Below are 14,113 nucleotides of genomic sequence, written 5' to 3'. Positions count from 1 at the left end.
CTTAAAAAGACAAACAGATGGAAAAAATTGACTTAAAGAAAATTTAATTAAACAAACTAAATTCTCTTTCCTTCGGAAAGGGTTAGGGATAGACCTATGAAAGAAATTTTAAACAGACTAATAAATCAAGAAAGCATCTCAGCAGAAGAAGCCAAGAGAGTTTTAGTAAATATCTCAAATGGTGTATACAATCAAAGCCAGATCGCTTCTTTTTTAACCGTTTATATGATGCGAAGTATTACTACAGAAGAACTTCGTGGTTTTAGAGATGCCTTACTAGAACTATGTATTCCTGTTGAATTAGATGGTTATAATACCATTGATCTATGTGGCACAGGTGGTGATGGTAAAAATACGTTTAACATATCAACCCTATCCTCGTTTGTCACTGCTGGTGCTGGAGTACATGTAACAAAACATGGTAATTATGGCGTCTCATCTGCGTCAGGCTCTTCTAACGTTATGGAGCATTTAGGTATTAAATTTTCTAATGATATCGATTTTTTAAAACGCAGTTTAGACAAAGCAGGAATTTGTGTTTTGCATGCACCTCTTTTTCATCCTGCAATGAAAAATGTAGCACCAATACGTAAGGAGCTTGGTGTAAAAACCTTTTTTAATATGCTGGGTCCAATGGTAAATCCTGCGTTTCCAAAAAATCAGATGGTTGGAGTGTTTAATTTAGAATTACTCAGACTCTATGGTTATTTATACCAAGAAACTGATAAAAACTATGCTATTGTCCATGCTTTAGATGGTTATGATGAAATTTCATTAACGGGAAAAACAAAAACAATCACCAATACTTCTGAAACTTTATTTGAAGCTCAAGACATTGGCTTAGAACAAATCGATGCTTCAGATATTTATGGTGGAACTACTGTAAAAGATGCAGCTAAAATTTTCAAAAAAATTATTAACGGAAAGGGAACCGAAGCACAAAATAACGTGGTATGCGCCAATGCTGGTCTAGCCATAGCAACGGTAAAACAGATTTCGCACAAAGAAGGTATTGCAATGGCTGAAGAATCCTTAAAAAGTGGTCTTGCAAAATCTAGCCTGAAAAAATTAATTGAACTTAGTAAATGAATATCCTAGATAAAATAGTAATTGACAAGCGCAAAGAAGTTGCACTTCGAAAAAGTATTATTCCTTTAAAACAATTGGAAACTTCAGTGCTTTTTGAAAGATCAACAATTTCACTTTCTGAAGGTTTAAAAAACAGCACTTCAGGAATTATTGCAGAACATAAAAGACGTTCACCATCAAAATCTACAATCAACCAAAACCTGAATGTGCAAGATGTCGCTAAAGGTTATGAAGACGCTGGTGTTTGTGGTATGTCTGTGCTTACAGATAGTAAATATTTTGGTGGCTCGCTCGACGATTTATTACTAGCTAGAGCCAGTTGCAATTTGCCACTATTACGAAAAGAATTCATCATTGACACTTATCAAATCTTAGAAGCAAAAGCTTATGGAGCTGATGTAATTTTGTTGATTGCTGCAATCCTAACTAAGGAAGAAATAAAACAGTTTTCGGAATTGGCGAAAAGCTTAAAACTGGATGTTTTACTTGAGGTTCATAATTTAGAAGAGCTTCAAAAATCCATCATGCCAACAATTGATATGCTTGGTGTTAATAACAGAAATTTAAAAACTTTTGAAGTAAGCTTAGAAACGTCAAAAGCATTGAGTAAACACATTCCTAACGATTTTATAAAAGTTTCAGAAAGTGGTATCAGTTCTATTGAAGCCATAAAAGAATTACAACCTTATGGTTATAGAGGCTTTTTAATTGGTGAAAATTTTATGAAAACTGATAATCCTGGTCTTAGTGCAACAGAATTCATTAATACTCTAAACTCATGAAACTTAAAATCTGTGGCATGAAATATAACACAGCCGAAGTTGCAAAACTGCAACCAGACTATCTTGGCTTTATATTTTACGACAAATCACCGCGAAATTTTGAAGGTATCATTCCAGATTTACCAAAGTCAATCAAAAAAGTTGGTGTTTTTGTTGATGAGGCAATTAACGTCATTTTGCAAAAAATTGAAAAGTATGAACTTGATGCAATTCAGTTGCATGGTAATGAATCACCAGACTATTGCAAAGAATTAAAAAACCATTGTGATGTTGAACTTGATTCAGCATCGCAATATGAGATCATCAAAGTATTCAGCATCAAAGATGAGTTCAATTTTAGTCAACTGCAACCTTATGAAGATGTGGTAGATTATTTTCTATTCGACACCAAAGGAAAATTACCTGGCGGAAACGGTTACACCTTTAATTGGAATGTGCTAAAAGCGTATCCATCAACAAAACCATATTTTTTAAGTGGTGGCATTGGATTAGAGGAAATTGACAATGTTTTGTCATTCCTTCAGAGAGAGGAATCTAAATATTGCTATACTATAGATATCAACAGCAAATTTGAAATAAAACCTGGATTAAAGGCTATTGAAAAAATAGAAGAATTTATAACCAATTTGTCATTCCGCACTTGATGCGGAATCCACAAACTAAAACTTTAAGATTCCTGCCTTCGCAGGAATAAGACTATGAAAAACACGTACAACATCAACGACAAAGGCTACTACGGCGAATTTGGTGGTGCCTTTATACCAGAAATGCTCTACCCTAATGTAGAAGAACTACGTCAAAACTATCTAAAAGTGATGGCAGAATCGTCTTTTCAAGAAGAATTTAATCAATTACTTAGGGATTATGTTGGTCGTCCTTCTCCACTCTATTTTGCCAAACGCCTTTCTGAAAAGTATAATACCAAGGTGTATTTAAAACGTGAAGACCTCAATCATACTGGTGCGCATAAAGTCAATAATACCATTGGACAAATTCTTATGGCTAAACGTTTAGGCAAAAACAGAATTATTGCCGAAACTGGAGCAGGACAACACGGAGTTGCCACAGCTACCGTTTGTGCACTAATGGGAATGGAATGCATCGTTTACATGGGTGAGATTGACATTGCCAGACAAGCACCAAACGTAGCTCGAATGAAAATGTTAGGTGCAGAAGTAAGACCTGCATTATCAGGAAGTAGAACGCTTAAAGATGCCACAAACGAAGCCATTAGAGATTGGATTAATAATCCAGTTGACACACATTACATTATTGGCTCAGCTATTGGTCCTCATCCTTATCCTGATATGGTAACACGATTTCAGTCTGTAATTTCAGAAGAAATAAAATGGCAACTCAAAGAAAAAGAAGGTAAAGAAAAACCTGATTATGTTGTGGCTTGCATTGGTGGTGGTAGTAATGCTGCAGGAACGTATTACCACTTTTTAGACGATGAAAACGTTGGTATTATTGCTGTTGAAGCTGCAGGTAAAGGCATTCACTCTGGTGAAAGCGCAGCGACTTCTGCATTGGGTAAAGAAGGTATAATTCATGGTTGCAAAACCTTGTTAATGCAAACTGATGATGGTCAAATTACTGAGCCCTACTCAATTTCTGCAGGATTAGATTATCCTGGTGTTGGTCCATTACATTCGCATTTATATAAATCTGGTCGTGGTGAATTCTATTCTGCAACAGATGATGAAGCCATGCAAGCTGGATTAGAATTAACAAAATTAGAAGGCATTATACCTGCAATAGAAACAAGCCACGCTTTAGCTGTATTTAAACACAAGACCTTTAAACCAGAAGATATTGTTGTGATTAGTTTATCTGGTCGTGGAGACAAAGATTTACAGAATTATATTGATTATTTCGGACTTTAGTCCGAATGCTGAACTAGATTCAGCATCTTATGAATTGAAGTTAGAGTTTAATTAAAAAGATACCTGCTTTCGCAGGCATAAAATGAACAGAATAAACCAAAAACTAAACGAAGACAAAAAGCTACTGTCTATATACTTTACAGCAGGTTACCCAAATATTGATGACACGGTTTCTATTATTCAAAATTTAGAACAAAATGGTGTAGACATGATTGAAATTGGTTTACCGTTTAGTGATCCACTTGCTGATGGACCAACCATACAAGCCAGTTCAACAGCTGCACTAAAAAATGGTATGACTACCGAAAAACTATTCGATCAGCTTAAGGATATTCGGAAATCGGTTTCAATTCCATTAATAATTATGGGCTATTTTAATCCTGTGTTACAATATGGTGTGGAAGCTTTTTGTAAAAAGTGCCAAGAGATCGGTATCGACGGACTAATTCTTCCGGATTTACCTGCAGATGTCTATGACGAAGAATACAAAGCTACGTTTGAAAAATATGGACTTATCAATGTGTTTTTAATCACGCCTCAAACTTCAGAAGAACGCATTAGATATATCGATTCTATTTCAAACGGATTTATTTATATGGTAAGTTCTACGAGTACAACAGGAGCACAATCTGGTTTTGGAGAAGCGCAAACGAATTATTTTGATCGTATTGCAAAAATGAACTTAACTAATCCGCAAATTGTTGGATTCGGAATTTCAAACAACGACACATTTACACAAGCTACAACTCATACCAAAGGTGCTATTATTGGTAGTGCTTTTATAAAACACCTTACCAAAAATGGGATAGATACAATTGACGAATTTGTAAAAAATATATTGTCATGAAAATACTAAACGACTGGAAACTTGTTATTCTATTATGTTTAACTCTTGGTTTAGCACCTTTTTTTCCTGAACCACATATTGTTGGTAAGGTGAGATGGTTAGCAGGTGGTGCTGTTGGTATGACTGCAATGGATTATTTTGATGTATTGCTCCATGGATTTCCGTTTTTATTACTAATAAGATTAATCCTAGTCAAAATTTTTAAATAGGATGAAAAAGGATATTGATGTTTTGGTATTTGGCATCTTATATGTGCTAATTTTCACACTAATATATGTGGTTAAATATTACAATATCGAATCCTTTTTATTTTTGTTTATCATTATTACTGTATATAGTTTTCCATCCTTAATGATGGTTTTGATTTTACTATTTTTTGAACGACAATTCAAATTCAAAATTCATGAAATACTTTATGTGGTAATTTCGATACTAATCTTTTACATTTCATTTGCAGTATGGAATAGTAATGGGTATGATGAAAGAAACTTATACCCAAACCTGTCCAAAGAAATTCATATAATAATCTATTATTCTATTTTATGCCATTTTATATCCTATGGTATTTTAAAGGGAATGAAATATTTAAAAAAGAAAAACAATGCCACTTAACATTGTCCTGATAGAACCCGAAATACCAAACAATACAGGCAACATTGGTCGTTTAGCATTGGCCACAGGTTCTCGATTACACTTAATAAAACCTTTTGGTTTTGAAATTGATGACAAACGTCTAAAACGTGCTGGACTTGATTATTGGCAACATCTTGAAGTTATATATTACGAAAGCAAAGAAGAATTCTTCAAAAAAAACGCTGATAAAAAGATGGCTTTTTTGAGCAGTCATGGCACCAAATCGCATTGGGATATTCAATTTGCAGATGATATGTTCCTTGTTTTTGGTAAAGAATCGGTTGGCTTACCAAAAACTCTAATTGAAGCACGAAAAGAAGATCTTTTTAAAATACCAATGTTTAGCGAGAATATTAGAAGTCTCAATCTTGCTAATGCTGTGAGTATTATAGTTTATGAAGGCTTGAGACAATTACGTTAAAAATATCACAAAATCGACATTCTAATTAAACGCTTTTCAAACTATGAAGTCATAGTAGTGTTCATTAATTAAAACACATAAATTATGATTTCAAAAACATTAAAATTAAGCGTATTGGTCTTCGCAATTTGCTCTATATCATTTGTAGATGCACAAGAAAGACAACGTAAACACAGACCAAGTTCTGAAGAATTATTTCAAAAATTAGATGCTAATGATGATGGAGCATTATCGTTAGAGGAATTTAAAGACAAGCGTCAGCGAAAAGAAGTTAAAGAAGAAAATATTAACGAGCACTTTAAAGAATTGGACACCGATTCTAATGGCTCTTTATCTAAAGAAGAATTTACAGCCAGGAAAGAAGTAATGAAGCAAAAACGAATTGAAGATCGTTTTTCTAAGATGGATAAAGATGGCAACGGAACTGTAGATTTAGATGAGTACAAAGTCTTTGTGGAAAACCACAAAAAAGAAAGACCGAAGCATAAACGCGGTAGACATTAAATGAATCTTTTAAAAATCCTCTTGTTATGGCAAGGGGATTTTTTTATGGTTACTTAAAAAAATTCAGAATATTGCATCACTCTAAAATCAAAGGTATTAAACTCAGGATTTATGGTTTTTAATTGTCGGTAAAGTGGTAATCTACTAATGGATATGTTTGCTGCTCCTGAAGCAGAAGTTAGAGAGACGGTTTTAATAGTTCTTAATGAGGTTTCGACTGCGCTCAACCTGACAGTTAGTTGAAATTGATGAATTCTTGGCACTTCGTTAGTTACCAATTCTAGTTTTAGCTTATAGTCTCTTAAATGCCTTCTAAAGAAATATTCTGGTCCATTTTTACTGTTTCCTCCTGTAAATAAAATGGTTTTAATATTTGGATACTGTTTTAAATAACCAACAAGATCTCTCAATTTCACATTACTCATTCCAAAATCTGAAGCATCGATTTTTTCGCGTTCGCATGAGGCTACAATATCACAAACACCAATTTTGTTTTTAATCAAAAACTATTTGCGTTGTGCTATGGCTTCTTCAGAATTGTCGTATCTAAAATCAAGGTTATGAATTTTATCGATAAACAGCCACAATGAATTATAATAACTCCCATAGCAAAAATCAACATCTTGCTCTAAAAGTTCTCCTGTAGAAAATCTTGGAGGTGGTAAGGTGCCAACAATTAATTTTTCAGTATCTTCTTTTATAAATGGAGAATATGGATGCTTATGAAGAAACATTATCTGGTAAACACCAACTCTTTTTCAGAAGATAATTCTTCACTAAAACCGTAGTTTTCATAATTAAAGCCTTTTACGTCGTCCAGCGTTTTTGCATCTGTATCTATAATGTACCTCGTCATTAAACCACGAGCTAATTTTGCAAAAATGGCAATGGTTTTATACTTGCCATCTTTAAACTCTTTAAAGTTAACATCAATTACAGGTACTTTTAATGCTTTTTTATCTACAGCTTTTGAATACTCGTTACTAGCAAGATTTAAGAACAGTTCGTCTTCTCCTAATTCGTCATTAAGTGCCTTTGTAACTTTCTTTTGCCAAAATTCATAAAGGTTTTTATTCTTACCAACAGGCATTTTTGTTCCCATTTCTAATCGATAGGGTTGTATTAAATCCAATGGTTTTAAAACACCATATAAACCAGAAATTATACGAACCGTATCCTGGACCTTATCTAACTTTTTAGTGTCAATAGTATAAGCGTCTAAACCTCTGTACACATCACCATTAAAGGCATAAATGGCTTGTCTTGCATTATCTTTTGTAAATGGCAATTCCCATTCTTGGTTACGCTCGTAATTCAGCTGACCTAAATTATCAGAAATATGCATTAACTTAGATAAGCTCTTTGCAGACTTCTTTTTTAGTAATTTATTCAGGCGTTCTGCCTCTGCTAAAAAACAACCTTCAGAAGTTTTTGTTGTTGGCAATTTGCTTTCGTAATCTAAAGATTTTGCTGGTGATAGTATGAGTTTCATAAAAAGCCCCTTTTAATTTCCCCAAAGGGGAAAAATTGAACACTCAAAAATACAACCTTAAAGAGACAGTTAAAAATGGAACTAAAAACTTCTTTTGATAGTTATATTAATAATGTCTATCGTTATTATTGAGATTCTGAAACAACACTTCGACTGCGCTCAGTGTGACAGTTCAGAATGACAAAAAACTTACGCTCTTACTGACTTTGGTGCTTGGCGTAGCCTCTCCATTTCTCTATACATTGCTGCATATCTTCTGGTATTTCGGTTGAAAAACTCAACCACTCTCCTGTTGTAGGATGCTCAAATCCTAAAGTTTTAGCATGTAGCGCTTGTCTTGGCAACACCTTAAATGCGTTTTCTACAAACTGCTTATACTTAGTAAAGGTTGTGCCTTTTAAGATTTTTTCACCACCATAACGCTCGTCATTAAAAAGCGTATGGCCAATGTGCTTCATATGCACACGGATTTGGTGTGTTCGACCTGTTTCGAGTTTACAGCTTACTAAAGTTACATAGCCTAAGCGTTCTAAAACTTTATAATGTGTTACTGCTGGTTTTCCTTTATAAGCATCCTCACCTTCATAAACAGTATTTTGAAGTCGGTTTTTAGGATGACGACCAATATTACCTTCAACCGTTCCTCCTTCTTCTTCAATATTTCCCCAAACTATAGCCACATATTCGCGTTCACTGGTTTTTTCAGCAAACTGATTAGATAAATGTGCCATAGCTTGTTCGGTTTTAGCAACAACTAAAAGTCCGCTTGTATCTTTATCTATACGATGTACTAAACCAGGACGGTTGCTAGAATTGTTTGGTAAATTTTCAAAATGATAGATTAATCCATTGATTAACGTACCAGAGTAATTACCATGACCAGGATGCACTACCATACCTGCTGGTTTGTTTACCACCAACAACTCGTCATCTTCATAAACTATATCGATTGGAATATCCTCTGCAACCAACAAATACTCATGTGGTGGATGCTCAAACTTTACAGTAATATGATCGTTTGGTTTTACCTTGTAATTAGATTTTACAGGTGTTCCGTTTACAAAAATACTGCCGTCTTTTGCTGCTTGTTGAATTTTGTTTCGCGTAGCATTTTCAACAAAATTCATTAGGTATTTATCAATACGAAGTGGTTGCTGTCCTTTTTCTACCTTAAAAGCATAATGCTCATAAAGCTCGTCTTCTGCTTCAGACATATCTACGATATCTGCCATATTTAACGTTTTCCGTTTCCTAAAACAACATCGATTGTAGATGTTAAAGGCAGTAATGTACCCGGTTTTAAGGTTTTTCCTTTGTGTTTTAGACCTAATACTACATCTTTTCCGATGTTATCAATGTAAGTAATGTTTCCTATTTTAAACTCTAAAGCTTCTAACTGAGGTTTTGCTTGTCTAAAGGTACGTTTTAAGATGTCTGGCACCTCAACTTTTCGGTAACCAGAAGGGTTAAGAATTAAATAAATCTTTCTATTCTCCTTTACCTGAGCACCTGCTACAGGGTTTTGCTCTATCACTGAGTATTTAGGATAATTAGGATTGTAATTGGCAGAATCTTGAATCTCCATTCTTAAATCGTTGTCATTTAATTCTATTTCAACAGTTTCAAGAGATTTACCCTTTAAGTCTGGCACTGTCACAAACTCACCATGATTAGTACAACTTTTTAGAGATGTTAAGGTTAGAAAACATAAAACAACAATTGCAACAATAGCCAATGCTAATTGCTTAAAAAACACTTTACTGGTTAAAAATTTTACAATACTCATAGGCTGTTATCTTGTTGACAAATCTAAATAAATAATCTAACGTTATAAAATTAATATACGTATGCTTCGTTTGGTTTAGATTATTGAAAATAAATGATACTTTTACATTACAACTTGTTCAATTAACATTACCTAGTTTTAGGTTTTCAGCATGAAAAAAAATATCGCCATAATTATGGGAGGCTACTCTAGTGAATATCAGATTTCGTTAAAGAGTGGCAATGTTGTTTTTGAAACTTTAGATAAAGAATCGTACAACGCATATCGCATCCATATTTTTAAAAACAAATGGGTTTACGTTGATGAAAACGATAACGAATTCCCAATTGATAAAAATGATTTTTCGGTTATGGTAAATAGCAGTAAAATTAATTTTGATTGTGTTTTTAATGCCATTCATGGATCGCCTGGCGAAGATGGTTACATGCAAGCCTATTTTAAACTACTCAATATACCTCAAACTAGCTGTAGCATGTATCAAGCAGCTTTAACGTTTAACAAACGTGACTTGCTTGCAACCTTAAAACCTTTCGGAATAAGAACTGCTGAAAGTTATTACCTTAACCTTGGAGACGTTATTAACGAAGATGCTATAGTAACTAAAGTTGGTTTACCTTGTTTTGTAAAAGCCAATAAAGCTGGTAGTAGTTTTGGCGTTTCTAAAGTGTATATAAAAGAAGAGTTAACAGCAGCAATTAAAAATTCCTTTAAAGAAGATGATGAAATCATTATTGAACAATTTTTAGATGGTACTGAAGTATCGGTTGGTGTGATTTCTTATAAAGGTGAAACTACTGTTTTACCAATCACAGAAATTGTCTCTGAAAATGATTTTTTTGATTACCAAGCTAAATATGAAGGTAAATCTCAAGAAATAACACCTGCTAGAATTTCTGAAGATTATAAAACTAAAGTTGAAACTGTAGCCAAGAAAATATATGAGGTTTTAGGTATGACAGGTTTTTCTCGAAGTGAATTTATCTTTAAAGATTATGAACCTTATTTATTAGAAGTTAATACTGTACCAGGCCTCACCAAAGAAAGTATCTTACCGCAACAAGCTGCCGCAGCAGGTATAAGTATGCAAGATTTGTTTAGTAACGCTATTGAAGAAGCATTAAAAAACAAAACCCATTAGTATAAATTTGAGATTTTTAAAGAACATACATCTCTTTGGTGGTATTATCATTGTTATTATTTTTATACTAAGTGGTCAGTATATGCATCACAATTATAATCACCTAAAAGACATGGAACTCATGAAAAGAGCATTATTTAGAGCTGGTCACCTATATATTCTTTTATTTGGTCTAATAAACATATCGTTAGGTGCATATTTCAAAATAAGTTCTAAAAAATATTTTAAATGGACTCAGTTATTCGGATCCATATTGATTTTGTTAGCTTCTTTCTTGGCGATTTATTCATTCTTTACTGAATTACCTGCACAACAAATAGAAAGAATTATATCAAGGTACAGCTTATATTTAGTTTTTGCTGGTGTTTCCTTACATGGTTTTGTATCTTTATTCGATAAAATAAAAAAATGAAACGCGCACTTTTCCCAGGATCTTTTGACCCAATAACCAACGGACATTACGATATTATTAAACGAGGTGTAAAACTCTTTGATGAAGTTGTAGTAGCTATTGGTATAAATGCTGATAAAAAATATATGTTTTCGTTAGAAGAACGTAAAGCCTTTATTGAAAAAGCATTTGAAAACCAACCAAAGGTAAAAGTTACTACATATGAAGGTCTTACCGTAGATTATTGCAAGGAAATAAATGCTAAATTTATTTTAAGAGGTCTAAGAAATCCTGCTGATTTTGAGTTTGAAAAAGCAATTGCGCATACTAATAGAAAGCTTTCGAAAATTGAAACGGTTTTTCTTTTAACAGCTGCTAAGACCTCTTACATATCATCTTCAATAGTAAGAGATGTTATTAGAAATAATGGAGATTATACAGTTTTAGTTCCTGAGAGTGTTAGGGTAAAATCTTAAAAATTTAACTTGTCTTGTCATGAGATCCTGAAACAAGTTCAAGTTCAGGATGATAACAATTATTGCTTGTTGTCAAATAATATTATTGCGTTTAGCTTTCTGTACAGCTTCTAATTTGTTATGAACTTGTAGCTTACGATAAATATTCTCAATATGCTTTCTAATAGTTCCTGTTGAAAGAATTAAATTTTCTGCAACCGCATTATAACTTAAACCTTTACTTAATTGTTCTAAAACATCAACTTCTCTACTCGTTAATTTTATTTCCTCTTTTTCTTTTTCTTCAACAAAAGGATTTCTAAGAAGTTTTAGTGTTTTTAAAGCTATAGAAGGATTCATTGCTGCACCTCCATTTAAAGTTTCCAAAATACCAGAATGCAAATCTCCTGCATTAATCTCCTTTAATAAATAACCATCTGCTCCTGCTTTTATAGCATTAAAGATGTTTTCATCATTATCAAAAACGGTAAGCATAATAATCTTTATGTGAGGATATTTCTGTTTAACCTGATATGTTGCCTCGATACCATTCATTACTGGCATTTCAATATCCATTAAGATTAAATCTATATTCTGATTTTCTTCTAGCTTCCCTAAAACATCCTTACCATTCATTGCAGTAAATCTTACTTGCAAATCCTCAAAAAAAGAGAGTTTCTCTTCAACTGCTTTAATGAGAAAAGTATTATCATCTACTATAGCTATTCTTGTAATCATTTAATTTCTATTAGATTTTAAATATCCTCAAATTAATTTTTAAATACTATACGCATTTTATCGTATTTATACCACTAAAGATATTACTGTACCTTGTCCAACATCAGATTGAATTGACAATTGGGCTTTTACATCATCAGCTCGTTTCTTCATATTATTTATTCCGTTACCAAGGTTAACCTGGTCCTTATCAAAGCCCTTTCCATCATCTTTTATACTAATGAGCATCTTGTCTTCAATTTTTGAAATATTGACATTTATAGCTGATGCTTCTGCATATTTTACAGCATTATTTATAGCTTCTTGTATTATTCTGTAAATATTCATTCCCTTTACAGAAGTAAAAGCCATGTCATTATCAACAGACTCATCTACATTGAAATTAAACTTTATGTTTTGGGCTGCAAGATTCGCCTGGTCTATAAAATTTGAGATCCGAATCTGTAAATCCTCAAAAGTGATTTTATCCTTATTCATTGCCCAAATTGTATCTCTTAACTCGTGAATCGTGGTCGTTGTAAACTCACTAATTCCTTTGAGTTTGTTACCTAGTTTTTCTGGTATTTTAAAACCATATTTAAGATTATCCAAGGACGAAATGATAAAGGTTAGCTGCGCACCAATGTTATCGTGCAAATCTCTGCTAATCCTTAACCTTTGCTCTTGCAGTTTATTTTGGGTTTCTATTTTCAGTAAAGCATCTTTAAGTTCATTTTCTTTTTGTAATTGACGATTTCTAAGTTTTTGTTGATTGTAAAACAAATACCCTAAAAGTCCTAAAACTGCTGCTAGTGCACCTAAACCTAAAATGTAATTGTTCTTTTTACTAAGGTCTAGTTCTTTTTCTGCAAGGTCAGCACGTTGCGATAAAATTTCTTTTTCTTTCTTTTCTGTCTGAAACTCAATTTCTAGCTCAGCTATTTTGCTGTTGGTCTCAAGATTTAGAATACTATCTCTAACTTTTGAAAATTCTTTATAATACGACAAAGCCTTATCATTATTATCTATGGCTTCAAAATACTGAGAGTAATTTTGCAATGCCATTTCAATATCAACCGCTACTTTATACTTAGTGGCATAATAATATGCACTATCTATATATCTTTTTGCTTCTCTGGCTCTATTACTTTCAATTAAAACCTGAGCCATATTATTATAACTAGCACCTACACCAGCATAGTTACCAATTTTTTTTTCTAAAGAAGCTGACTTTTTAAAATATACTAAGGCAGAATCTATTTCTTGAAGATAGTAAAATACTGCACCAACATTGTTTACAGATTCAGCAATACCTTTTTTATCATCTAATTCTTTTTCAATAGCTAATGAATACTTAAAATAATCTAGAGCTTTTTGTAAATCACCATCATTAGCATAAATAATGGCAATATTATTATATACCTCCGAAATGCCTTTTTTATTATTTAACTCTTCAAAAACATCTTTGGCTTTTAGGTGATATTCTATAGCTTTATCATTAGCACCTAAATAGCTGTATACCATACCAATATTGTTAGTAACCGTGGCTTCCTTTGATTTTTCATTTAGTGCATCGTATATATCGAGTGCTTTTAAATATTGGGTAAGTGCATCTTCGTATTCACCAAGTTGCCTCTTACATACTCCAATATTATTAGAGGCACTTGCCACCAAAAGTGAATCTGTAGACATCTTTATAGCTTGGCTAGACAGCTCAATAGCTTTATTAAAATCTCCTAAATCCCTATACACTAAACCCAAACCATTAATAGCTCTAGCTTCTTCAAATATTTGGTTTTTTGCTCTTGCAATGGACTTAGATTTCTCTAAAATTGAAATTGCTTTTTGAGGATCATTCTTATAAATGCTTATTGCAGAATCATTAAGTTTCTGAGGACTTTCTTCGATTTGACCATAACAGAATGTTGTGCACACAAGAAAGAAAACGAGTATTCTCATACGGTTTTAGTTA

Annotated in this window: 16 protein-coding genes and 1 pseudogene; 11 read left to right on the top strand and 6 right to left on the bottom strand. The window is 32.9% G+C overall.

Features of this window, described 5'->3' with window-relative positions:
- Positions 1–96: 96 nt before the first annotated feature.
- From trpD to ACXAFS_RS05635, 8 genes are all read left to right on the top strand, one after another.
- Entirely contained in the window at positions 97–1,089 is a 993-nt protein-coding gene (gene trpD, locus ACXAFS_RS05670) for an anthranilate phosphoribosyltransferase (RefSeq protein ID WP_475305829.1), read from the top strand.
- Entirely contained in the window at positions 1,086–1,871 is a 786-nt protein-coding gene (gene trpC, locus ACXAFS_RS05665) for an indole-3-glycerol phosphate synthase TrpC (protein WP_475305828.1), read from the top strand. The genes trpD and trpC overlap by 4 nt, the downstream gene beginning before the upstream one ends.
- Positions 1,868–2,515 carry a phosphoribosylanthranilate isomerase gene (locus ACXAFS_RS05660; RefSeq protein ID WP_475305827.1) on the top strand — a complete coding sequence of 216 codons (648 nt, stop codon included), beginning with the start codon at positions 1,868–1,870 and terminating at the stop codon, positions 2,513–2,515. Before trpC ends, ACXAFS_RS05660 begins: the two co-directional genes overlap by 4 nt.
- 54 nt (positions 2,516–2,569) lie before the next feature.
- On the top strand, positions 2,570–3,757 hold the full coding sequence (gene trpB / locus ACXAFS_RS05655; RefSeq protein ID WP_475305826.1) for a tryptophan synthase subunit beta: 1,188 nt from the start codon (positions 2,570–2,572) through the stop codon (positions 3,755–3,757).
- A gap of 82 nt (positions 3,758–3,839) precedes the next feature.
- Positions 3,840–4,604 carry a tryptophan synthase subunit alpha gene (trpA, locus tag ACXAFS_RS05650; protein WP_475305825.1) on the top strand — a complete coding sequence of 255 codons (765 nt, stop codon included), beginning with the start codon at positions 3,840–3,842 and terminating at the stop codon, positions 4,602–4,604.
- Positions 4,601–4,813: a hypothetical protein gene (locus tag ACXAFS_RS05645; protein WP_475305824.1), complete on the top strand. Its 213-nt coding sequence runs from the start codon at positions 4,601–4,603 to the stop codon at positions 4,811–4,813. The genes trpA and ACXAFS_RS05645 overlap by 4 nt, the downstream gene beginning before the upstream one ends.
- A gap of 392 nt (positions 4,814–5,205) precedes the next feature.
- Positions 5,206–5,658 (top strand): tRNA (cytidine(34)-2'-O)-methyltransferase, encoded by a 453-nt coding sequence (locus ACXAFS_RS05640; RefSeq protein ID WP_475305823.1) that lies wholly within the window; start codon positions 5,206–5,208, stop codon positions 5,656–5,658.
- Between the two features lie 84 nt (positions 5,659–5,742).
- Entirely contained in the window at positions 5,743–6,162 is a 420-nt protein-coding gene (locus tag ACXAFS_RS05635) for an EF-hand domain-containing protein (protein ID WP_475305822.1), read from the top strand.
- 53 nt (positions 6,163–6,215) lie between these two features.
- Here the strand turns inward: ACXAFS_RS05635 and ACXAFS_RS05630 are convergent.
- The 4 genes and pseudogenes from ACXAFS_RS05630 to ACXAFS_RS05615 form a co-directional block, all read right to left on the bottom strand.
- Positions 6,216–6,896 (bottom strand): annotated as a pseudogene (locus tag ACXAFS_RS05630) (uracil-DNA glycosylase family protein).
- Positions 6,896–7,654, bottom strand: coding sequence for a peroxide stress protein YaaA (gene yaaA / locus ACXAFS_RS05625; protein ID WP_475305821.1), 759 nt, complete (start codon positions 7,652–7,654; stop codon positions 6,896–6,898). Before yaaA ends, ACXAFS_RS05630 begins: the two are co-directional and overlap by 1 nt.
- Before the next feature lie 197 nt (positions 7,655–7,851).
- Entirely contained in the window at positions 7,852–8,886 is a 1,035-nt protein-coding gene (locus ACXAFS_RS05620) for an RluA family pseudouridine synthase (RefSeq protein ID WP_475305820.1), read from the bottom strand.
- A gap of 2 nt (positions 8,887–8,888) precedes the next feature.
- Entirely contained in the window at positions 8,889–9,440 is a 552-nt protein-coding gene (locus ACXAFS_RS05615) for a PASTA domain-containing protein (RefSeq protein ID WP_475305819.1), read from the bottom strand.
- A gap of 151 nt (positions 9,441–9,591) precedes the next feature.
- Here ACXAFS_RS05615 and ACXAFS_RS05610 point away from each other — a divergent pair, with 151 nt between their 5' ends.
- From ACXAFS_RS05610 to coaD, 3 genes are read left to right on the top strand one after another with little or no spacing between them, the layout of a single operon-like run.
- Positions 9,592–10,578: a D-alanine--D-alanine ligase gene (locus tag ACXAFS_RS05610; protein WP_475305818.1), complete on the top strand. Its 987-nt coding sequence runs from the start codon at positions 9,592–9,594 to the stop codon at positions 10,576–10,578.
- Positions 10,579–10,585: 7 nt separating this feature from the next.
- Positions 10,586–10,990, top strand: coding sequence for a hypothetical protein (locus tag ACXAFS_RS05605; protein ID WP_475305817.1), 405 nt, complete (start codon positions 10,586–10,588; stop codon positions 10,988–10,990).
- A complete protein-coding gene (coaD, locus tag ACXAFS_RS05600; protein WP_138433170.1) occupies positions 10,987–11,445 on the top strand; it encodes a pantetheine-phosphate adenylyltransferase in 459 nt (152 codons plus the stop codon). Before ACXAFS_RS05605 ends, coaD begins: the two co-directional genes overlap by 4 nt.
- A gap of 72 nt (positions 11,446–11,517) precedes the next feature.
- On the opposite strand, the gene ACXAFS_RS05595 is transcribed toward coaD, so the two are convergent.
- Both ACXAFS_RS05595 and ACXAFS_RS05590 read right to left on the bottom strand, forming a co-directional pair.
- Positions 11,518–12,162 carry a response regulator gene (locus ACXAFS_RS05595; RefSeq protein WP_475305816.1) on the bottom strand — a complete coding sequence of 215 codons (645 nt, stop codon included), beginning with the start codon at positions 12,160–12,162 and terminating at the stop codon, positions 11,518–11,520.
- Between the two features lie 66 nt (positions 12,163–12,228).
- The gene (locus ACXAFS_RS05590) at positions 12,229–14,100 is read right to left on the bottom strand and encodes a tetratricopeptide repeat-containing sensor histidine kinase (protein ID WP_475305815.1); all 1,872 of its coding nucleotides are present in this window, start codon (positions 14,098–14,100) and stop codon (positions 12,229–12,231) included.
- Positions 14,101–14,113 lie beyond the last annotated feature (13 nt).

It is taken from the genome of Winogradskyella sp. ABM4_392, from assembly GCF_056160445.1.
Note: the sequence above shows the minus strand (reverse complement) of the source record. Positions and strands in the feature narration are given on the sequence as shown.

What these genes read in the sequence shown, in the direction of transcription:
- trpD (WP_475305829.1), top strand. Translation starts at nt 97, where the DNA reads ATGAAAGAAATTTTAAACAGACTAATAAATCAAGAAAGCATCTCAGCA.
- trpC (WP_475305828.1), top strand. Translation starts at nt 1,086, where the DNA reads ATGAATATCCTAGATAAAATAGTAATTGACAAGCGCAAAGAAGTTGCA.
- ACXAFS_RS05660 (WP_475305827.1), top strand. Translation starts at nt 1,868, where the DNA reads ATGAAACTTAAAATCTGTGGCATGAAATATAACACAGCCGAAGTTGCA.
- trpB (WP_475305826.1), top strand. Translation starts at nt 2,570, where the DNA reads ATGAAAAACACGTACAACATCAACGACAAAGGCTACTACGGCGAATTT.
- trpA (WP_475305825.1), top strand. Translation starts at nt 3,840, where the DNA reads ATGAACAGAATAAACCAAAAACTAAACGAAGACAAAAAGCTACTGTCT.
- ACXAFS_RS05645 (WP_475305824.1), top strand. Translation starts at nt 4,601, where the DNA reads ATGAAAATACTAAACGACTGGAAACTTGTTATTCTATTATGTTTAACT.
- ACXAFS_RS05640 (WP_475305823.1), top strand. Translation starts at nt 5,206, where the DNA reads ATGCCACTTAACATTGTCCTGATAGAACCCGAAATACCAAACAATACA.
- ACXAFS_RS05635 (WP_475305822.1), top strand. Translation starts at nt 5,743, where the DNA reads ATGATTTCAAAAACATTAAAATTAAGCGTATTGGTCTTCGCAATTTGC.
- yaaA (WP_475305821.1), bottom strand. Translation starts at nt 7,654, where the DNA reads ATGAAACTCATACTATCACCAGCAAAATCTTTAGATTACGAAAGCAAA.
- ACXAFS_RS05620 (WP_475305820.1), bottom strand. Translation starts at nt 8,886, where the DNA reads ATGGCAGATATCGTAGATATGTCTGAAGCAGAAGACGAGCTTTATGAG.
- ACXAFS_RS05615 (WP_475305819.1), bottom strand. Translation starts at nt 9,440, where the DNA reads ATGAGTATTGTAAAATTTTTAACCAGTAAAGTGTTTTTTAAGCAATTA.
- ACXAFS_RS05610 (WP_475305818.1), top strand. Translation starts at nt 9,592, where the DNA reads ATGAAAAAAAATATCGCCATAATTATGGGAGGCTACTCTAGTGAATAT.
- coaD (WP_138433170.1), top strand. Translation starts at nt 10,987, where the DNA reads ATGAAACGCGCACTTTTCCCAGGATCTTTTGACCCAATAACCAACGGA.
- ACXAFS_RS05595 (WP_475305816.1), bottom strand. Translation starts at nt 12,162, where the DNA reads ATGATTACAAGAATAGCTATAGTAGATGATAATACTTTTCTCATTAAA.
- ACXAFS_RS05590 (WP_475305815.1), bottom strand. Translation starts at nt 14,100, where the DNA reads ATGAGAATACTCGTTTTCTTTCTTGTGTGCACAACATTCTGTTATGGT.